This window comes from Alkalihalobacterium alkalinitrilicum, from assembly GCF_002019605.1.
Taxonomy (GTDB): domain Bacteria; phylum Bacillota; class Bacilli; order Bacillales; family Bacillaceae_F; genus Alkalihalobacterium; species Alkalihalobacterium alkalinitrilicum.
In genome coordinates this window covers 609259-630183 of sequence record NZ_KV917368.1, presented here as the reverse complement: position 1 = coordinate 630183, position 20925 = coordinate 609259, and the positions used below count along the sequence as shown (strand labels likewise).

The window sequence follows — 20925 nt, the reverse complement described above, 5'->3', positions numbered from 1 at the left end:
TCCGCCCCTCATTATATAGTTTCCAAAAATCTCAGTAGCAACTTTTCGCCTTTTGGAGTGCACCTCTTAATAAAGAAGCCTTTTGTTTTTGTATAAATAGAAACACTCTAACGGTTATAGTTTCCTATTTTTGCATTAATTTACATAATATTTCGATAATTAACTATCCTTGAATTCACTTTATTTGTTTATCTTATTTTCTCAAATTTCACCGAAGGAACAAACACAACCATATTAATTAATGTCACCACATATCCTTAAACTTCAATTAATTCAATATTGACATTCCTTTCAATCAAATCTCGTTCTATTAAACTTGAAAACAATCCTAGTAACTGCCGAGGTCGTTGCATCCCACCTAGACCTCCACCACCAAAAGCAGGACCGTTTACGGCAAGTGGTGGTAATAGTCGACCAAGTTTCGCAGCTTCTTGTTTTGTTTGTGTACGAATAGCAACACGTAAATAAATTTCGCTATAATCATCAGATTCTAATTCTTTCACTAGAGGCCCGTGTAAGGAATTATACCCTAAAAAACTTGCATGAATTTCTTCATATTCAACCTGCTGTATGTCCAATTGTTTTCTAATAATGTCCTCTGCTTTTCTAGCCTTTTCAAGTGCGTGTGGCCAAGAATAGCCCATCATACCCTCACCAGACCATCCATTTTCATATCCAAATAATACTTTAAGTGTATTAGGAGCGGCTTTTCCTTTCACATTTGAAATCCGTACTTGATTTGGTCCTAGTTCCTCAAATTTAGCGGTTGTAAAGTCAACAATAACATCTGGTGTTATATAGTGTGTTGGGTCGTGGACTTCATAGAGAAATTGTTCTTTTAAGGTATCAATGGATACTTCACCGCCAGAACCTTCAACTTTGGAAACAATAAAGGAACCATCTTCAGATACTTCACCGATCGGATACCCTATAGTCTCAAGGTTATCAATATCCCACCAAGGACCACTAAAATTCCCACCTGTTGCCTGACCCGAGCATTCGAATAGATGACCTATTAGTACACCTGAAGCAATTTTATCCCAGTCCGTTGGTGACCAACCAAACTCATAGATCAAAGGTGCAGCAAACTGTGCAGAATCTGTAGTCCTTCCCGTTATTACAATATCGGCTCCTTGATCTAATGCTTCAACAATAGGTTGTGCACCTAAATACACCGACGAAAATAAAATCTTTTCACGAAAATCATGGATCGTTTCACTGCCATCCATGGAAGTAAAAGCTACTCCTTGGTTTTCTAATTCGTCAATTTTGTCATATATATTATCTCCAGTGACAACACCAATTTTTATCCCGTGAAAACCAAGTTCTTCTGCGATTTTTTTTACTTCTTTTGCTGCACCATGTGGATTGATCCCACCCGCATTTGTTATCAATTTGATTCCACGTTTGTAACATTCAGGTAAAAGAGTCCTCATTGTTTTCGTAATATCTTTGGTATATCCTAAATTAGGGTCTCTCTTCCTATCTTTTTCCAGAATTGCCATCGTCAATTCTGCCAAATCATCAAAGCAAATATATTGCACATTGCCCTTTTTTGCGATTTCAAGGGCTGGTAAAATCGTATCTCCATAAAAGCCCATACCTGCACCAATTCTTACAGTTTTACCCATATCTATCACTCCACCTTTATATCTTTTATTCTACTGTCCAGTCCATTGTGGCTTTCGTTTTTCTAAAAAGGCATCTGCCCCTTCTTTCACATCATCACTTAAAAATGAGATAACTCTTAATGTATTGGCATAATCTAGTTTTTTATTCCACTCCATATCTCTCGTCTTTACATAACAATCTAAACCAATTCTCAATGCTAATGGACTGGCTTCTGCTAATTGCTTAGCAAATTGTTTGGCCTCGTCAACTACTTCATTTGGTGGAACTACTTTATTTACCAAACCAAGGTCAACTGCTTTAGATGCTGAAAAGATTTCACCAGTAAATCCCAATTCCAATGCTTTCTTTGGACCAACTGCATCCATGACGGCTGGTAAAATAACTAACGGGAATAGCCCTAACTTAATTTCTGTTGTTCCAAACTTTGCTTCAGAAGATGCTATCGAATAATGGCAAGAAGCTACAAGGCCGAAGCCTCCTCCTAATGCATGACCATTTATTGCACCAATGATTGGTTTTTTTAGGTTGGATAACGTTTTAAATAATTCTGTTGTACTTTCGCCTTCTTTGTGTACTTTACTAGCACCTTTATCTTGGTATTTCTTAAACTCTTTAAGGTCCCCCCCTGCACAAAACGACTGTCCCTCTCCAGTTAACAGTACGACATGAACATCATCATCAACTTCCGCTTGTTTAATTTGCTCAATCAAAGCCCAGCACATATCTACTGATAGAGGATTTCTCCGATCGGGTAAATTCATCGTAATAATCGCTACATGATCTTCTACTTCATAGCGAACAATATTTTCCATTTGAACAACCTCTTCCTATAAATTTATTTCTTCACAGATTTACTAATCAAATTGCATTATTTAAAATTTATACGAATGATTTAAATTGTTTCGGGGGTTGCTTAATTTCCACGTTTTTCATTATTTCATTTGGTACTTCAATTTCCATTCTCAATAAAGCTGCACTTAAAGATTTTCCTAAATTATCTATTCTTAAAGAACGTGGACCACCTCCACCTAATGCTTCGTGAAGGATAAATTTCAATGCTAGAACATTTGCTACTTCAAAGCGTTCTACCTTTCCAAGACATATTCCATTAAAGTGTTCTTTTACTCTTTCGGATGTTACTTCTTTTTTTATTACATTAAATAACTCTTCATTATTTGCAAATAATGATATATCTGCAGTATTGCCCTTGTCTCCAGATCTTGACTGTGCGATATCCTTTAACAACACTCTCATAGACATTTTCCTCCTTTAATCCTTTCACATCTTACAATGATGTTTTCTTACTATTAATTTCTAATATTGAAAGACATGACGATACGACAACATCTTCCCAGCGACAACCTCTCGATAAATCATTCCAACTCTTTTCAAAACCTGTTAAATAGGAAAAAGCTTTGGCCCCACCTAACCTCTCAACAAGTTTATATCCTATATTTCCTGATTTAAGATCAGGGAATATTAATATATTAGCTCTCCCCGCAATATCACTTTTTGGGGCTTTGGTTAACGCCACTTCAGGAACAATGGCTGCATCCACTTGCAATGGTCCATCAAAATGGATTCCTGGAAAAGTTTTCTTTAAATCCATTACAGATTGTTTATTAACCTTTTCAAAGTGACCATTACAAGTCATAAAATCAAGTAAGGCTACTTTGGGATCAACGTCTGAAAATATTAATTCCCATAGCTCTGTCGCCCCTTTAATTATTTCCATCAGATCCTCAGTTGTTGGCTGTGGGATAACGATGGGATCTGTAAATAATAAGACACCATCGTTGCCCACAGTTCGTAACCCTGTATCTACAACAAATATCCCTGTAATTCGTTTTCTACCATTCTTTAAACCTATTTTCTTCAGACCTACACGGATCACTTCGCCACTCTCATAGCATGCTCCAGAAATCACACCATCTACTCTACCTTCTTTCAACCACTCTGCTGCTATTTCTAGTTTCTTATTCCCAGTTTCCCAACCTGTTTCCCAAACGGTTTCTATTCCTTGGATATTAGAGTTGGTAAATAAGATCGGCTGTGCTAGCTTTTTATTTAAAATGACTTGGCACGCTTTTTGAACTCGTATATCATCACCTTCAGGAAACAGAATTCGGACTGGTTTCTTATTACGATTAGAAAGTTGCTCTATTAATGTCTCAGACCACATGTTCCCACCACTTTACTACCTAATTATTAGTATGGAAGAAAAGTAATACCTCTCCCTAGCGAGTTACCTCCGTCGATAATGATATATTCGCCTGTAATGTATTCTGCGGCTGGACTAGATATATAGGTTACTAACCAGCCTAATTCTTCCAATTTCCCTGTACGCTTTAAAGGGACATCCTCCGTAACATTACTTATAAAATCAGACCCCGCAAAGCTTGCCATTTCTTCGCTCATTCCCTCGGTGACAAATAAACCAGGTCCAATCGAGTTAATTCGTATATTATGCTTTGCCCACTCTAATGCGAGCGTTTTCATCATTCCATAAATCCCACTTCGAGCGGCAACAGAATGGGCAATTCCAGGAGCCCCACGATGAAGAAAGTTAACTAATATATTGGTGATACTCCCACCCGTCCCTTGTTTCATAAATTGTTTAGAAACTTCTTGAGTGACATAAAACGTCCCATTTAAATTATTATTAATCACTGCATTCCACCCATTTGGTGACAGTTCTTCTGCTTTTTTTGGAAATTGCCCGCCTGCATTGTTGATTAATATATCAACTCTGCCAAAGCATTCAACCGTATGCTCTACTAAATTTTTGACTTGCTCAGGATCGCGTATATCTGTTGAAATAGTAGATACTTCAATTCCTAAATGACGAAATTCTTCTGCTGTTTCTTGTAATACATGTTCTCTACGACCTGTTATGACTACCTTTGCCCCAGTCGTTCCAAGATGTTTAGCTATTTCCTTTCCTATTCCCGTACCACCACCAGTAACTATTGCAACTTTTTCACTTAATAAGGACTTTGAAAATACTTCCACCGCACACTCTCTCCTTTATACCGGATGAACCGGACATTTTTTCTCACCGAATGTTATATCTTTTGTAGAATAATAATCAAACCGTTCAATTACTTCGTCTCTTAGTTGATCAAATGGAATAATTTCATTAATGATCATTTCTGAGCCCAATGCATAAATATTAATATCCTCTGAATATTCCTCCCTTTTCTGAAGGATATACTCTTGGCGTTCTTCTTCTGGTAGTTCCTGAATTTTGTTATAATAAACTGCATTAATAGCGGCTTCAGGTCCCATAATTGCAATGGAAGCTGACGGAAGGGCAATAACGGTTTCTGGGTCGTAAGCTGGACCACACATTGCATATAAACCAGCACCGTAACATTTCCGTACAATTACTGTCATTTTTGGAACCGTTGCTTCAGAAACAGCAGTTAACATCTTAGCTCCATGTCGTATAATTCCTTTCTTTTCAACAGCAGAACCTACCATGTAACCAGGTACATCCGCTAAGAATAGTAATGGAATATTAAATGCATTACATAAAGTTACAAATCTAGCACCCTTATCCGCGGAATCTACAAATAATGTCCCACCTTTAACTTTCGGTTGATTGGCAACAATACCTACGGTTTTCCCGTCCATCCTTCCAAAGCCAACAACTAACTCTTGTGCAAACAGTTCTTTTATTTCAAACCAACTATTTTCATCTACAACTCTTTCAATTAAATGAACCATATCAAATGGCCGGTTCATATCTTTAGGAATGATTTCCTTTATTGAAGGACCCATTTTAGGTAATGCAGGTTCGGCACCTTCAACCTTTTCCTTGTAATTTTGTGGCATATAAGAAAGGTACTTTTTCGTGATTTCTATAGCATCTCGCTCATCCTTTGCTAATACATCTCCTAAACCACTAGTCGAACAATGCAACCTAGCTCCACCCATTTCCTCCATGGTTACTTTTTCTCCGATTACCATTTCAACCATTCGCGTGGAACCTAAATATGCACTAGCATTTTTATCAACCATAACTACAAAATCTGCGAATGATGGGATATAGGCCGATCCAGCTGGAGAAGGTCCGAAATTGATGCAAATTTGCGGAACCATACCAGACATTTTAATCATGTTATAAAAAATCTTTCCACTGTGTCTGTATCCTGGGAAAATTTTGATTTGATCTGTAATTCGACCACCTGCTGAATCAATCATATATAACATAGGAATTTTTAATTTCATGGCTAGTTCTTGAGTTCTTATCATTTTTTCAACTGACTTCTCTCCCCATGAACCTGCTTTAACGGTAGGATCCGCAGCTAAAAAGGCAACCTTACGACCATTAATTTTCCCTAAACCTGTAATGATTGCATCAGCAGCAAGACTAGGGTCCAGACATTTAGCAAAGATCCATTCCTCTTTAAGGGAACCCTCGTCAAATAGTAGGTCTAAACGTTCACGAACTAACATTTTATTTTGAGATTTCACACGGTTTCGGTACTTTTCTCCACCACCATTTTCAATTCTTTCCCTAACATCCAACATACTTTTTTCTTTTTCATGATTTGTCATTATCCATTCCTCCTATTTTAATACGATTAGTCCTTCATCTTCTTGAACAAACTCACCTTCATTTTTTACCACATCGACTACTGTTCCTGAATAACTTGATGTAATAGGAATCTCCATTTTCATTGATTCTAAGATTGCTACTTCTTGCCCAGCTTCTACTTGGTCTCCCTTTGAAACTAGTAACTTCCATAAGTTCCCACCCATATTTGCTTTAACGATCATTTTAGAACTCTCCTTATAATTAAGATTTTATTTTTAACTATTAACTTTCATTTCTTCTATTAACTTAGTTGTATATTCACCTTTTTTAAATTCATCATTACGCAAAACATCTATTAATAATGGAATGTTTGTTTTTATTCCTTCTATTTTTGTAGTTAATAACCCATTTTCCATGTCTTTTATCGATTGTTCCCGCTGCTCCGCGTGCACAATTACTTTGGCTATCATCGGATCATAGTATGGTGTTATTGTTGAACCTTCTATTATAGATGTATCAATTCTTAAATTATTAGGCCAATTCAGCTTCGATATCGTTCCTGGAGAAGGATAGAAATTAACTGGATCTTCTGCATAAACCCTACATTCTATCGAATGCCCTGAACTATTAATTTCACTTTGTAAACAAGGCAGCTTCTCTCCCTGAGCGATTCGGATTTGCCATTCCACTAAATCTAATTTCGTGTTCATTTCAGTAACAGGATGCTCTACCTGTAATCGAGTGTTCATTTCTAAGAAATAAAATGAACCGTCTTCATCAAAGATAAATTCCATCGTTCCTAAATTACGATAACCAATTGCTTTTGCCCCTTTTATAGCAGCACTCATAAGCTGTTCCCGTTGCGCATCATTTAAGAAAGGAGATGGGCTTTCTTCAATTACTTTTTGATTTCTTCTTTGAACAGAACACTCACGTTCATATAAATGAACGATATTGTTATAATGATCTGCAGCAATTTGTACCTCAATATGTCTTGGATTATTAATGTATTTTTCTAAAAATACTTCTGAGTTACCAAAATAATTTTGTGAACGATTTCGGGTCGTTTCAAATGCTTTTTCCAACTGTTCTTTGGAATGAATTAAACTCATCCCAATCCCGCCACCGCCAGCACTTGCCTTTAGCATTAAAGGATATCCAATTTGTTGTGCAATTTCTAAAGCTTCTTCCATAGATTGAATTGGTTCATTCCACCCTGGAACAACAGGAACACTCGCTTCACTCATTCTTCTTCTTGCTTCAATTTTGCTTCCCATCGAAGTAATAACATCACTCGTCGGTCCGATAAATGAAATTCCTTCTTCCTCACAAAGATTTCTAAACTCTGCATTTTCAGATAAAAATCCATATCCTGGATGAATCGCATCCACCTTTAATCTTTTGGCAACTGAAAGAATTTCTTTGGAGTTCAAATAACTTAAACTAACTTGTGGCGGCCCAATCAAAACAGCTTCATCGGCTTCATATACATACGGCATGTCTTTATCCGCTTCAGAATATATCGCAACTGTTTTAATACTCATTTTTTTACATGTACGAATTATTCGAATTGCAATTTCTCCTCTGTTAGCGATTAAGATTTTTTGAAAGTTCATGAATAAACCTCCGGCATTTATTTAGATAATTGAATTACTTTTAAAAATATTGCGATTTTTCAGTCATTTTATATCGTTCTTTATCCTTTTCATCCTTAACGCTTCGTTTGATTTATTGTTAATAGTTAAATACAAATTTTTCCTTTTCGTTACATATGGTATACATTAGAAAGTTTTTACATTTAAAAGTTCTCTTGCAATAATTAATCTCCTAACTTCTGATGTTCCTGCACCAATTTCATATAGTTTCGCATCACGTAAATATCTATTGACTGGGTAATCTAACATATATCCATAACCTCCATGGATTTGAACAGCCTCTAATGCAACTTTTGTTGCCGTTTCAGCAGTGAATAGTATTGCAGCTGCTGCCTTTTTAGTAATTCTTTTGTTCGTCGCGGCTTCAATCGCTGCATCATAGGTCATTAACCTTGACGCTTCTAGCAATGTATACATATCTGCTAGCTTTGCTTGTATTAATTGAAAGTTGGCTATTTCTTTACCAAATTGTTTTCTTTCTTGTGAATATTTCAATGCTTCTCGGAAGGAACCCTCTCCTATTCCAAGGGATAATGCTGAAACCATTACTCTCTCGATATCCAGACCCGACATCATAATTTTTACTCCTGCATTTTCATTACCGAGTAAGTTCTCCTTTGGAACTTTACATTCATCAAAAATCAATTCGCCAGTAGAAGATCCTCTATTTCCCATTTTTTCTAGTTTTTTTGAAACAGAGAAGCCAGGAGAATCTTTTTCAACTATAAAAGCAGAAATACCATGAGCTCCTTTTTGTGGATCTGTTTTTGCGTAAACTAATAATACATCGGCAATTGGACCATTTGTGATAAAGGTTTTACTCCCATTTAGAATATAATGATCTCCTTCTTTTCTAGCGGTGGTCTTCATGTTGACTGCATCAGACCCTGAACCAGGTTCTGTTAATCCTAATGCTCCAATTAACTCACCAGAACAAAGCCCTGTTATATATTTTTGTCTTTGTTGTTCATTCGCATTATGATAGAGGTTATGTGCACATAAGTTGGAATGAGCAACATATGAAACGGCAATTGCCGCACTATACTTGGCTATTTCCTCAGTCACTACCGCTTGTTCGACTGGTCCCATACTAGCACCGCCATACTCTTCAGGTATGGTTATTCCTAGAACTCCTAAATCTCCTAACTTTCGCCACATTTCTTGTGGAAACTCATCTGTTCTGTCAATTTGTTCAGCAATTGGTTCAATTTCTTTTTTTACAAAACTAGCAACAGTTTTTCTCAACATTTCTACTTCTTGTGTAAATTCCATTTTGTCCTCCTCAAACTTTCCATAAAAGAATATTTTTAAAATAATAGTTAATAAACTTCACTATAATTATTAAGGAATTTTCCTTACACTTCTACATTTGCAAATACCGTGCCAAAAATAAAAAACACCATTCTAACCTATTTTTGCTTAGCTTAAATTAAATACTGTTTACAAAATAGACACCTGTTCATCTTGAAATAGACAGTTTATGGAGACACCTGTCTACCCCTCATCACTTCTTCAATTTCAATTTACTTAATGATTAGGAAAAGAAACAATTGTACCGAGCTTTGCGGATGCAAAACAACTCCACTGGCTTTGCAACTGCTAGTTGAGGAACTTAAAAAATGCGGAAGGAACATGCGCTGATCGGTTTCTTGTCCGTAACATAGGTCATTTCCATTTTACACACAACTAACCATCTTTTTTACAAACCTGTAATGAAACCAGCAATCATTGGAATGATAATAATGAAGAAACTATAGGAGGTGGAAAGGATGACAAAGCGGAATAATAAAGGCGGCAGTCAAAATCAGAGCTCACCAAGTCGCCATGGAAAGTTAGACACCGAGTTTGGTCAAGAGGTTGCTACTGGAGATAATAATAAAGGCACTGAGTACAATTCCAGACGTGGTAGCAAATCCAAGCTAAAACACCCGAATAATCATTAAAATTGAAAAACAAAAAATAAGGCCTGTCCCCCCATTAAGTTAATGCTTTAATGGTAAGGGGACAGACCCTTCATTTATAACAATATTTATTGGTATTCAACTCTTCTGCTCTTTACTTCAATAAAGAAAAAACGATAACCTCTATTAAGCTATCACACTTTTGTTTAATAACACTTATAAATATAAAATCATGAAGTCTACATCATAATAAATATTTTTTTCTAACTTTAAACCTTTCTTTTCTGTACCAAAAACTTCAAATCCCAATAATGAATACAGTTTTTTTGCTGATTTATTTGTTGAAACCACCGCTAAATATACCTGTTCCAAATCCTCTATACTTTTTGCTTTCTCTATTGCTTCTTCCATTAAAGCCTTCCCAATTCCTAAATCCCTTTTGAAGGGAGAAACGTACATTGCTCCAATATGTGCTCTATGTCGTAGTTTATTTAAATTTTCTTGATATAAAGTTATAATTCCTACAAGTTCTCCGTTATCAAAAGCTCCGTAGGTAAAAGAGGCTTTCGATTGAAACTTGTTCTTAAATTCTTCAATTGAAAAGTCTTTTTCTTCTTCATAACTGGAAGCGAATGCTTCAGGTGTATTTTTTAGAGCTTCAAGTCTAATACTACGATATTTTTCTGCATCTTCTATTGAATTTAAAATTCTAATGTCCATTATTTTCTCCTTTAACCAATTAATCTATGTATAATTTTATAATAAAGTAATTCCTAGTTGTTAAATTAACCTCGTTACATCAACATCAGTTGGAGCTGGCGTTGTGACAATTGCTAATCTAATGCTACACGTTAGTGGAAACTACTAATCTCTTTGAGAAAAGAATTAATTTCCTATTTTCATTAACCATTCACGCAATTTAGCTTTTGGGTAATATATCTTATTGTTTATTATAATGTGTGGAATATTTGGGTGTTCACTAACCATATTTTTTGCATCTTCCTTAGAAATACCTATAAAATGATGAACCTCATTCTCTTTAATTAATTCGTGGTCATCACTTTCATCTAACGAATCTAATATATTTTTTGAATTTGGATTTTTAAAATTTTTTAATCCATCCCCAATTAAATATCCTGCTATGGCAATACCCATAGCTAACCAAATATATTCCATCCGAATTCCCCCAATCCTTAATTAGCTTACCTCTTTAGTTATTAAGTCCTTCTTTTTCATTTTGTACTTCACTAATTATTCCTCCATGTTTTTTTAGATTTCAAATCAATACTCTCCTCATTTCGCTTTGTTCAACTATCCTCCGTTACTTCAATAACAGAAGGACGTGATTACAACAGCTTCTAAACTAACGAGCCTTCGTTAATTTCAAGAAGTTATTCAATATTACAGTCAATATAAGGTAATGATTAAACCTATATTGTTTTGTTCACTAATTCGCATGTTATAATATCCAAAGACCATAATCCAGAATTTAAAACAACACTTGATTTAGTTATATCGATTTTTTTATGAAAAATCGGACCGTCTAAAACAAAAGTATGGTACTCTCCTAATTCTCCCATAACGCAACTACCTGTTTGATGGATCTCATCATAAAAGCTCAAATCAAGATATCTACCAGCCCATTTTTGGTCAAAATACTTATTAGACGCCCTACAAACTACAGAATGAAAACCTAATGATATAAATTCATAAAGAAGTTTGGAAGAGTGTTTTTGCGAAATCCATACAGGGAACATAGGCTCAATTCCAATTTCATATGCTACTTCCTCATTCCACTTTCTATCTTCTTTCGAGTACAAACTCCCAAATACAATTGCTTCTACTCCAGATTTCTCTTTTAAAAGTGCAAGTGACCTTTTTAATGACAACTCATATTCACCTGCTGAATCTACTAAAATTAGAGGTAATCCCAATGCGTCAGCTTGTAATTTTAAAATTTCTAATTGTATACCATGTGCGTGATTTCGAGCATCTTTTTCGGAAACCATGGATAATAAACAAATAATATCATGGTTTTCTTTTAGTACGCGATACAAAGCAAGACAACAGTCTTTCCCACCACTCCAGCAAACTGCTACCTTTTTCACTTTATTTTCTTTCAAATTCTCCACTACCTTTTAATTGATTTTTTTGTAAAAATCTTATCAATCATTTGACATTTAATAGCTATATCCTCAGTTAGGCGAATGCTCTCTGTTCGTAACCTAAAACCATTACTTTTCTAAATTTGCCTTCATTAATGAAGAAATCTGTTGCTCATCTGTATTTGAAAATTGTTCTAGTTTGTTAATAACTAGCTCTTGTCGCTGTAATGAATGGTTTTGACTTAACTTAGCTTTTCCTTCTATCTTATTAATTTTTATTTTAAAACCTTGAACTCCTTTGTTCATACCAGCGAGAAACTCAGCATCTACATCCTGCAATCTGTATGAACTGTCAGAAGCTTCATATTTCCATACCATTTCTTGTAAGGAATCCATTAACTCATTTTCGTCCTCTAAAAGCTCGACTTCTCCATAAACATGAACTGTCACGTAATTCCATGTTGGTACCGCTTTATTGGTCTCATACCAAGATGGGGAGATATAACAATGAGGACCATGGAAAACAGCTAGAACGGTTTGATTTTTGATATCTTTCCACTGCGGATTAGGACGAGCAAAGTGTCCATATAAATATGTATTCTCCTTATTCAAAATTAGCGGTAAATGAGTTGCAAATGGCATTCCATTGTGCCCAGAAAAAAGAGTCGCAAAACTATGTTCTTTCATAATGTTGTAAGCAATTGATTCATCTGTGATTTTAAAATGTGAAGGAATATACATACTAATCCACCTTTCAATAAAATTATAAGAGTGTTTTGGTCATTATAAGGTCCATTTGTTCTTCATCACCCATATAAAAAGAGTGGGACCCAGTGTGAACAAACCCCATTTTCTTATAAAACACAATAGCATTTTCATTATTTTCCCACACACCAAGCCAGACTTTCTTTTTACTTTGTTCCATTGCAATTTCCATTGCTTTATTTAGCAAATATTTACCAAGCCCATGTTTTTGAAAGTTGTTCTTTATATAAATCCTCTCAATTTCAAGTGTTTCCTCGCCCATTGGTTCAGACTGAGCATCATTGGTATTGACCTTAAAATATCCAGCGACTTCATTTTTAAGATAAACAAAAAAGAATTCCGAAGAACTATTAGATAATTCCTTTTCCAGCTGTTTTATGTTAAATGCTCTTTCCAGATAGGCTTTCATATTCTCAGGTGAATTCTGATCTTTAAATGTATCATTAAATGTTTCACAACTAATTTCTTGTAGTTTACGTAAATCTTCAAATGTGCACTTTTTTATAGTTATAGTCATTTTAATCTGTTCGCTCCTTTATATGATTAATAGTTTCTCTTGTTCCCTTTTTTTACTAACTCCCAGTCTTTTTCGATATTTTTTCTAACTCTTTGAAGATGATGGAAAAGGCTTTCTGCTTCACTTTCAGAAAATCCCGCTAATGCGACACGATTCGAATAATCATTTTCTCTTTTTATTAAAGGATAAACATGTTTCCCTTTGTATGTTGGAAAGAGTTTTTTAATTTTTTTGTTATGTTGATCTTCTTTCTTTTCAATAAAGCCATTCATTTCAAGTTTTTTTATAGCACGGGCCGTTGTTGTTCGGTCTACTTTTATCACCTCAGCTAACTTTTCTTGAATGATTCCTGGGTTTTCACATATTCGCACAAGGTACAAATACTGCCCTTTTGTAAGGTCATATTCTTTAAATTCTATATTACTTATAGAATCTAATGCTCTTGCTATCATTCCAATTTCACGAAGAATTTCCTTCATATTAACTCCTTAGTACATATTTTTAGTTGCATATACAATAAAAATGACGTGTATTAAATTTAGCCTAACTTTGTTGCATTTGCAACAAAAAGTGATGGTAGAGAGGTCGAGTAAAATGAAATTTATTTTTTTATATTAGAAATTTTAATTTTAACGCTTGGTATTTCTTTTGGAAAAGGGACCTGTCCCCCACCGAGTTAATGCTTTAACAAGGTGAGGGACAGGTCCCTAACTTATTCGATTTTACATCGCCTCACCGTTAAATCTTAACTTCATTAACATCAAACTATTATTCTGCACACTTCAATGCCCAATTCCCTCTGATTACCTACTTCCCTGCTTTTCAATCATAAACGTAATGAACACGAATAGTAAAAACGCTAGTAACAAGAACGTTCCACCGACGATATAAAAGACCATAACAAACGTCTGGTTCAAACCTAATGGGTTGAAATAGTACATCCACATTCCTAATGTCAATCCGACAGCCCCTGCCATCCCAAAGATACTATGGATTGGTACGAGTTTTTTGTATTTCACTTGAAATACTTTATAGAAGATTCCCCAAGCAAACACAGAAAGCCAGCCTACTAATAAACTATGAGCATGAATCGGTCGCATCGAATAATCCATACTGCCTGACATTTGCGAGCCGATAAAGGTACCGATAATACCGAAGATCGCTGCAAATCGTATTAAACGTATACTCCAAATTTGTTCCATTTTTCATTCCCCCACTTTTCAATTTATATTTGGAAATATAATCGTGAATGTCGTGCCTTCTCCTACCTGACTATCCACTTTAATTTCTCCACCGTGCAATTCAATAATTTGTTTGACAATCGCTAAACCGAGTCCTGTCCCGTCTTTTTTTCTTGACGAATCGACACGGAAAAATCGGTCGAAAATTTGAGTGGTGTCTTCTTCGGTCAAACCGATTCCCGTATCTTTGAAAATGATCGTTAGTTCGGCTTCAGATTTTGTTAAGCTAATCCAAATGCTTCCTCCATGCTCATTGTACTTGATTGCATTGGTTAATAAATTGTCCCAAACGTTGCTCATTAGTTCAGCATCCGCCTTCATCTGTATCGGTGGTAACTGATAAGATACTTCAATTTCCTTTTCTTCAAGTCGCCATTGATATCTTCGGATTGTTTGTTTCATTTGTTCATCGAGCCTGACATCAGAAAATTTCATCGGATACGCCTTTTGATCAAGCGATGTTAAAAGCATGAGCTGCTTCGTTAAATTCGATAGCCGTTTCGATTCATAATCGATGATTTCTAAGTATTCGCGGCGATCTTGCTCCGATACTCCATCCGCCCTTAAAAGCTCTGCGTAGCCTTGTATATTCATCAGGGGCGATTGAAAATCATGAGATACATTGCTAATGAACGATTTACGTGCTTCGTCATTATGCTGTAATTGCTTCTGCATCGTGTTGAAGCTTTCAACTAATTGTCCGATTTCATCATGACGTTCCACCTTTAATGAGTAATTGAAATTCTCTCGGGTAATTTCTTGGGTCGCCTCGGTTAACTTCGTAATCGGTTGGATGAGACGTTTGGTAAACCAAATCACACCACTCACACTCACGATGGTAATCGCGACAATAAAACAAGCGAAAATGATATGAATATCGGAAAATAGCAACTTATTATCTGGACGCAAAAATAATCCGTATTGTTGTCCATTCATCGTAAAGGGCACCCCAACTGTATTTTTAACATCATTGGAGAAATGCCCCATCATCAGCATCTCATCTGCGAACTCATTCATTCCATGATAAATTTCCTGATCCTCTAGTACCTTCATCGCTTCATCGGGAACTTCTGTTTTCTTAAAAGGCTCGCCGAAATAAAATTCTTCTCCTGCTTTATTGAGCACATAAATTTGATAGCCTAGATTTCCAATTGATTCTAAGTAATGTTCAAAAGAAGAACTATGAGCATGCAAGCTGACAAGGTTAGAAGCAATTTCTGTCGCAATCTCTACATTTTGTTGATCAATTTTTTGCTTCGTCGAAGTCATGTAGATTGCATTCGCTAGAATAAATCCGATCGTAATACTAATTGTTAAAATCAATAGTGTCGCCACTATGAATTTTTGGTATAGAGTTTTCATTTTGTGACCTCTAACTTATAACCGATGCCCCGAACCGTTTGAATTTCGACTGAAGCCGCGTATTTTTTTAACCGTTCGCGAATACGGTTAATATGCGTATTTAATGTTTGTTCGCTTCCTTCATAATCGACGCCCCACACTTGTTCGATGAGTTCGGCTCTTTGTGTAATTTTATTTATGCGATTGGCTAACAAACTTAGAATTTCAAACTCCTTTAAAGGTAACAGAATGTTTTTATCATTGATAATCACTTCGAAATTTTTTCGATTAATCATGAGGTTTCCGACTTTAATGACGGTATCCATCGCTCGTTTAAAACGGCGTAGAACGACCGCGACTCGAAATAGAAGTTCCTTCACCTCGAAGGGCTTGACGATATAATCCTCGGAACCCGATAAAAAGCCACGTTCTTTGTCTTCGAGCTGGCCCTTTGCCGTTAGCAGAATAACGGGGATTTCAAAGTCCACTGATAAGATTTTCGTCAATTCAAAACCGTCCATCTTGGGCATCATCACATCCACTATCGCTATGTCGACGGTTTTATCTTCCAAAAGAGATAACGCTTCTTCCCCGTGATTAGCTGTAAATACTTGATAGCCTTCTCGACTTAAATGGATTGAAACAAGTTGTTGTATATACACATCGTCATCTACAACGAGAATTCTCATGGTCTAACCTCCTAAACAGGTAGACTACAAAGGAAATTCCTTTGTAGTCGAATTATTATTGATTATGAGAGGTTTGCTTTTCTTTTTCAAATAATAAGATCAAAGATGGAAGAAGCATGCCGCGCACTAGGAATGTATCGATGAGAATCCCGATCGACACGATAAATCCGAATACGAACAAATCAGCGATCGGCATCGTTGTTAACACAGCAAAAGTTGCCGCTAAGATCACACCAGCGGATGAAATCACCCCACCAGTATTGCGGATCGCAACTTCAAGAGCTTCTTTTACTCGCTTTGTTTTCCTCTCTTCTATAAATCGCGACACGAGGATGATATTGTAATCGACTCCTAATGCTACTAAGAAAATGAAGGCATACAAAGGTACACGGGTACTCAATGCCTCAAATCCAAACAAGACATCTACTAGGAAAATCCCTAGACCTAGAGCCGATACATACGAAACCAAAATCGTCCCCATCATATAACTAGACATCTTAAGCGAACGAGTAAGCGCAAATAACAGAGCTAAAATGAGGATCGTTTCTAAGATCACAATAAGAATGATATCTCGATTATTCACATCACGCTCATCAACAAGCTTGGCTGTCACGCCACTATAATGAGCTTCTCCAGCTATCGAAAGCTGCTCTAATAGCACTGGTGACTTTTCACGTAATTGATCCATAAATTGAATCGCTTCATTCGAATATGGATTGATTGATAACGCAACACTCAGCTTCAATGCCTTTGCATCCTCGGTTTGCGCAGACATTCGAACCGATGCGACTTCGTCAAAAGCAGTCCATTCCTTGATGATATCTGACGTGTTGTTTTCAGTTAACGCTTTATCACTTACAATGAGCATTGTCGTCGGTGCCAGTTCCCCTTTGTCATATCTGGCCTCCACAATTTCGTATCCGACACGAGATGGTAAATCCTCAGGGAATTTTTTAACCGTGTCATATTCAAAATCGAGATTAAACACATTCAAAGCGGTAATCAATAGAAAAATCGCAACGATTCCTCCAGAGAACCCAGGCTTGTTAACAACAAACCGTGCAATTGGACCCCAGATTCCGTGTTTCACTTCTTGTTCCTCGCCGTATTTCGGAATTTTCGGCCAAAATGCTTTACGACCAAATAACGTAAATAACGCAGGAACTAACGTGATTGATGCTAACATAATAAAGAATAACGCCACACCAAAGATCGGTGCAAAGTTTTGATATTCACGGAAATTCGCAAAGAATAAAATAAGCATCGCGGCTAAAACGGTTCCTCCAGCAAAAAAGACCGGTTCGCCAGTAGCTCGCATCGCATGTTTCATCGCATCATATTTGCTTTCACATTTGTTAAGTTCTTCACGATAACGGGAAAACACAAATAGTGAATAATCGATGACAGCCGCAAAAAGTAAAATGCTCATGATAGAAGTGGTTGAATTGTTGATTTCTAAACCACCTGCGCCAAGTAACACCACACTTTGAATGACGACTTGGTATACAATCACCGTCGCAAGCAGTGGTATGAATGCGAGTAACGGTGAGCGATAAATAACGATCAGTAATAGTAAAATAATAACAATCGTTGCAAAAAGAAGAACAAAATCGGCTTGCTCAAACAGCTTGACCGTATCACCTGCAACCCCTGCAGGCCCCGTAATATAAAAGGCTGTACTTTCAAGCGAATCAGCAATCTCTGTTCCAATCTCAAACACCCTGTCATTGATCTCAGCATATTCACTGTTTCCTAGATCCATTTCTAATTCCATCGGGACAATCATCGTTGAACCATCTTCAGAAATAAAGGAAGCTAAAGCCTGAGGTGAAAGTTTACTAATATCTAAAATCGTTTCGATTCCTTCGATCTCTTCCGCTTTGATCCCGTTCAAAATTTGCTCAACACCTTTGGTATTGATGTCTCCCGTTTCTTTATGGAAAACAAGAATACCTGGTGTTCCTTGCTCATTCGGAAATAGTTCTTCCGTCTTTTTCTCAGCGATCATCGATTGAGCTTCATCGGGAAGCGCTTGGAAATTTGTGACCTTATAATCGCCTAGCATGGGGCCAGCACTTAAAGCAAGCATCAGCACAAACCAAGCGATGATCGTAATCCACATTCCACGTTTTGTTGAAACCCAATCGGTAATTGGATATAACAGTTTTTTCACAAATAAACCCCCTTCATGTCATTCGTTTTTTATCTTAATCTATGAATATAAACTTAAGATCAACTTTTGTTTACATTTGTCGAAAGTGAAGTCGTAAGCACATGAAGTGAAACTTCCATCAGTGAGGGGATTACGGCCAATTGGTTGCCAAATAAATAGAAGTTTGTCACTTCCTCCTTATATCGTTAATGGAACCGATGAGATGGCACAAAAAAAACACAACGCAACATATGATCTGTGCGATGTGGCTTTAATTTTACCTTTTATTCATACATTCTCTTTTCTGGAACCACCCCGCGTACGCCACCACGAGGATTGTCCATATCTCCATCGTAGCGAGGAATGAGATGAACATGGACATGAAAAATCGTTTGTCCCGCCGTTTCGCCACAATTGATGCCAATATTGTAGCCATCGGGTTGAAACTTTTCTTCTAATAATACTCGTCCATCTTCAAGCAGTTCATTGATGGCTTCGCGCTCAGCACTAGTTGTATAAAAGAAGTCACTCACATGTCGTTTCGGGATAACGAGTATATGGCCTTGATTTACTGGATATTTATCAAAAATCGCAAAAGCTAATTCATTAGCTAATAAGATGTTCTCTGACTTGCAAAAAGGACAGTCATTTGCCATGAATATGCCTCCAATACATATTGGTTTTCTAATTTTAAAACCAAATTTAACTTTTATCCACGATTTATTATAACGAAAAGCCCGCCCTCTATTAAGTTGGAGATTATTTCCTACATCATTCAGGTGCTAACTCAATCAATAATCACTTGGCCAGTTACATATTTCAACCATTTAATTTTATAAGAGCACCCCTAACTCCTATTTTAACCTAAAGTTCGAAAAATGAAATTTTGTTTACAATGTGGTAAAATTAAAATATTCAGAAAAAGTTCAGAAAGCGAACTCGTTCCAACAGCTGGAACATCGGGGAATTAGATGGAGTTTCGACTCCACGTGATTAGAACTTCCCACTTACGCTACGCTAAGAGATGGGGGTCTTTACCCTAATAACTTAACCAGGATAAACTGATTTCAAATCAGTTTCCTAGATTTGTAGATTATCTTTAGAGCTTGTAACATGAATTTGTATTTTTACCATTCTAAAATAAACCGTTAAGAGGTCAAACACATGGAAACAACAAAACCAAGATTATGGACTAGAAATTTTATCATCTTGTCATTGATCACTTTTTTCACTGCTCTTACCTATTTTTTGACGATAACAACAACAGCTGGCTATGCGATGGACTCTTTTAATGCCTCCGAAGGAATGGCTGGGCTTGCCGCAAGTGTTTTTGTTATTGGTGTCCTTACGTTTCGTATCCTGACAGGTAAATATTTGGACATCATTGGTCGGAAAAAGCTGCTTTATATTGCGCTGATTTTAAGTTTATTTTGTACAATGCTCTACTCCCCAATTGAAAGCTTATATTTATTTATTCTTATCCGTTTTCTCCACGGTGCTTTAGTTGGGGTCGTGCTGACAGTTATGCAAATTGCGGTTATCGATATCATTCCTATTCAACGACAAGGAGAAGGAATCAGTTATTATACTTTAAGTTTTATTCTAGCTACAGCTATTGGTCCTTTTCTTGGGCTGCTATTGACTCAGTTTGCAACTATGCAGTTGATTTTTATTGGTTGTACGGTTTTGGCTGGAATTGGTATATTATTAACCTTATTTACGACATTTCCTAAAGTAGAGATCACCAAGGAACAACGCGAAGAAATGAAAGGCTTTCATCTTAATCAATTTTTTGAAAAGAATGCCATTTCTATGTCGTTATTAATGACGGTTTTAGCTTTAACTTTCTCAGGTATTATCACGTTTCTCGCTTCTTATTCCATGGAAATGAATTTAACGTATGTTGCTAGCTTCTTTTTCATTGTCTATTCTGTCTGCATCTTCATTTCTAGACCAATCACAGGCAAAATGTTGGATACAAAAGGCGATAATATTGTGATGTACCCAGCGCTATTTCTTTTTGCGGCGAGCTTACTAGTTCTTGGTCATGTCAGTAATGGGTATCTTTTAATTCTAGCCAGTATATTAGCAGGGCTCGGATATGGAAATTTACAATCTTCTATTCAAGCGATCGCAGTAAAAAGATCCCCTCGACATCGAGCGGGACTTGCAGCTTCCACTTACTTTGTCTTTAATGATATCGGTATAGGAATCGGACCTTTTCTTCTGGGATTTTTAATTCCGCTTATCGGTTACCAGAATATGTATTTTTCGTTGTCGATTATTGTTGTTGCTTGCGCCTTTGTCTATTATGTTATCCACGGGAAAAGCTCAGTAAAATTAACCGATCCTCCTATCTCTCAAAATACTGGAACGTAGATAGC

22 protein-coding genes are annotated in these 20925 nt (G+C 36.4%); 2 read left to right on the top strand and 20 right to left on the bottom strand.

What is annotated here, in order from left to right; genetic code table 11:
- Positions 1-257: 257 nt before the first annotated feature.
- The 9 genes from BK574_RS03015 to BK574_RS02975 all read right to left on the bottom strand — a co-directional run bounded on the left by BK574_RS03015 (position 258) and on the right by BK574_RS02975 (position 9102).
- Positions 258-1631, bottom strand: coding sequence for an acyclic terpene utilization AtuA family protein (locus BK574_RS03015; RefSeq protein WP_078427444.1), 1374 nt, complete (start codon positions 1629-1631; stop codon positions 258-260).
- A gap of 30 nt (positions 1632-1661) precedes the next feature.
- Positions 1662-2444, bottom strand: coding sequence for an enoyl-CoA hydratase/isomerase family protein (locus BK574_RS03010; RefSeq protein ID WP_078427443.1), 783 nt, complete (start codon positions 2442-2444; stop codon positions 1662-1664).
- A 67-nt stretch (positions 2445-2511) separates the two neighbouring features.
- A complete protein-coding gene (locus tag BK574_RS03005) occupies positions 2512-2886 on the bottom strand; it encodes an AtuA-related protein (RefSeq protein WP_238457928.1) in 375 nt (124 codons plus the stop codon).
- Positions 2887-2917: 31 nt separating this feature from the next.
- On the bottom strand, positions 2918-3814 hold the full coding sequence (locus BK574_RS03000; RefSeq protein WP_078427441.1) for a phosphate acyltransferase: 897 nt from the start codon (positions 3812-3814) through the stop codon (positions 2918-2920).
- Between the two features lie 26 nt (positions 3815-3840).
- The gene (locus BK574_RS02995) at positions 3841-4644 is read right to left on the bottom strand and encodes an SDR family oxidoreductase (protein ID WP_078427440.1); all 804 of its coding nucleotides are present in this window, start codon (positions 4642-4644) and stop codon (positions 3841-3843) included.
- A gap of 15 nt (positions 4645-4659) precedes the next feature.
- The gene (locus tag BK574_RS02990) at positions 4660-6195 is read right to left on the bottom strand and encodes an acyl-CoA carboxylase subunit beta (RefSeq protein ID WP_169917334.1); all 1536 of its coding nucleotides are present in this window, start codon (positions 6193-6195) and stop codon (positions 4660-4662) included.
- A 12-nt stretch (positions 6196-6207) separates the two neighbouring features.
- Positions 6208-6417, bottom strand: coding sequence for an acetyl-CoA carboxylase biotin carboxyl carrier protein subunit (locus BK574_RS02985; protein WP_078427438.1), 210 nt, complete (start codon positions 6415-6417; stop codon positions 6208-6210).
- A gap of 33 nt (positions 6418-6450) precedes the next feature.
- Positions 6451-7791: an acetyl-CoA carboxylase biotin carboxylase subunit gene (locus tag BK574_RS02980; protein WP_078427437.1), complete on the bottom strand. Its 1341-nt coding sequence runs from the start codon at positions 7789-7791 to the stop codon at positions 6451-6453.
- 165 nt (positions 7792-7956) lie between these two features.
- The gene (locus BK574_RS02975) at positions 7957-9102 is read right to left on the bottom strand and encodes an acyl-CoA dehydrogenase family protein (protein ID WP_078427436.1); all 1146 of its coding nucleotides are present in this window, start codon (positions 9100-9102) and stop codon (positions 7957-7959) included.
- A gap of 497 nt (positions 9103-9599) precedes the next feature.
- Here BK574_RS02975 and BK574_RS26850 point away from each other — a divergent pair, with 497 nt between their 5' ends.
- Entirely contained in the window at positions 9600-9773 is a 174-nt protein-coding gene (locus tag BK574_RS26850; RefSeq protein WP_142247875.1) for an imidazoleglycerol-phosphate dehydratase, read from the top strand.
- Between the two features lie 174 nt (positions 9774-9947).
- On the opposite strand, the gene BK574_RS02970 is transcribed toward BK574_RS26850, so the two are convergent.
- The 11 genes from BK574_RS02970 to BK574_RS02920 form a co-directional block, all read right to left on the bottom strand.
- Positions 9948-10451, bottom strand: coding sequence for a GNAT family N-acetyltransferase (locus tag BK574_RS02970; protein ID WP_075389184.1), 504 nt, complete (start codon positions 10449-10451; stop codon positions 9948-9950).
- A gap of 165 nt (positions 10452-10616) precedes the next feature.
- Complete coding sequence (locus BK574_RS02965; protein WP_078427435.1) at positions 10617-10907, bottom strand: DNA-binding protein; 291 nt, start codon at positions 10905-10907, stop codon at positions 10617-10619.
- Between the two features lie 254 nt (positions 10908-11161).
- Entirely contained in the window at positions 11162-11854 is a 693-nt protein-coding gene (locus tag BK574_RS02960) for a Dph6-related ATP pyrophosphatase (protein WP_158211509.1), read from the bottom strand.
- A 111-nt stretch (positions 11855-11965) separates the two neighbouring features.
- Entirely contained in the window at positions 11966-12577 is a 612-nt protein-coding gene (locus BK574_RS02955) for an FMN-binding negative transcriptional regulator (protein WP_078427433.1), read from the bottom strand.
- Positions 12578-12599: 22 nt separating this feature from the next.
- Positions 12600-13118: a spermidine/spermine N(1)-acetyltransferase gene (gene paiA / locus BK574_RS02950; RefSeq protein WP_078427432.1), complete on the bottom strand. Its 519-nt coding sequence runs from the start codon at positions 13116-13118 to the stop codon at positions 12600-12602.
- A 26-nt stretch (positions 13119-13144) separates the two neighbouring features.
- A complete protein-coding gene (locus BK574_RS02945; RefSeq protein ID WP_078427431.1) occupies positions 13145-13597 on the bottom strand; it encodes a MarR family winged helix-turn-helix transcriptional regulator in 453 nt (150 codons plus the stop codon).
- Between the two features lie 324 nt (positions 13598-13921).
- Positions 13922-14320 (bottom strand): hypothetical protein, encoded by a 399-nt coding sequence (locus tag BK574_RS02940; RefSeq protein WP_078427430.1) that lies wholly within the window; start codon positions 14318-14320, stop codon positions 13922-13924.
- 18 nt (positions 14321-14338) lie between these two features.
- The gene (locus BK574_RS02935) at positions 14339-15721 is read right to left on the bottom strand and encodes a HAMP domain-containing sensor histidine kinase (RefSeq protein WP_078427429.1); all 1383 of its coding nucleotides are present in this window, start codon (positions 15719-15721) and stop codon (positions 14339-14341) included.
- Positions 15718-16389 carry a response regulator transcription factor gene (locus BK574_RS02930; RefSeq protein WP_078427428.1) on the bottom strand — a complete coding sequence of 224 codons (672 nt, stop codon included), beginning with the start codon at positions 16387-16389 and terminating at the stop codon, positions 15718-15720. Before BK574_RS02930 ends, BK574_RS02935 begins: the two co-directional genes overlap by 4 nt.
- A gap of 55 nt (positions 16390-16444) precedes the next feature.
- Positions 16445-18562, bottom strand: a complete 2118-nt coding sequence (locus BK574_RS02925; protein ID WP_078427427.1) for an MMPL family transporter — start codon at positions 18560-18562, stop codon at positions 16445-16447.
- Positions 18563-18825: 263 nt separating this feature from the next.
- Positions 18826-19197, bottom strand: a complete 372-nt coding sequence (locus BK574_RS02920; protein WP_078427426.1) for an HIT family protein — start codon at positions 19195-19197, stop codon at positions 18826-18828.
- Between the two features lie 508 nt (positions 19198-19705).
- On the opposite strand from BK574_RS02920, the gene BK574_RS02915 reads away from it, so the two are divergent.
- Positions 19706-20920: an MFS transporter gene (locus tag BK574_RS02915; protein ID WP_078427425.1), complete on the top strand. Its 1215-nt coding sequence runs from the start codon at positions 19706-19708 to the stop codon at positions 20918-20920.
- Positions 20921-20925: the final 5 nt, after the last annotated feature.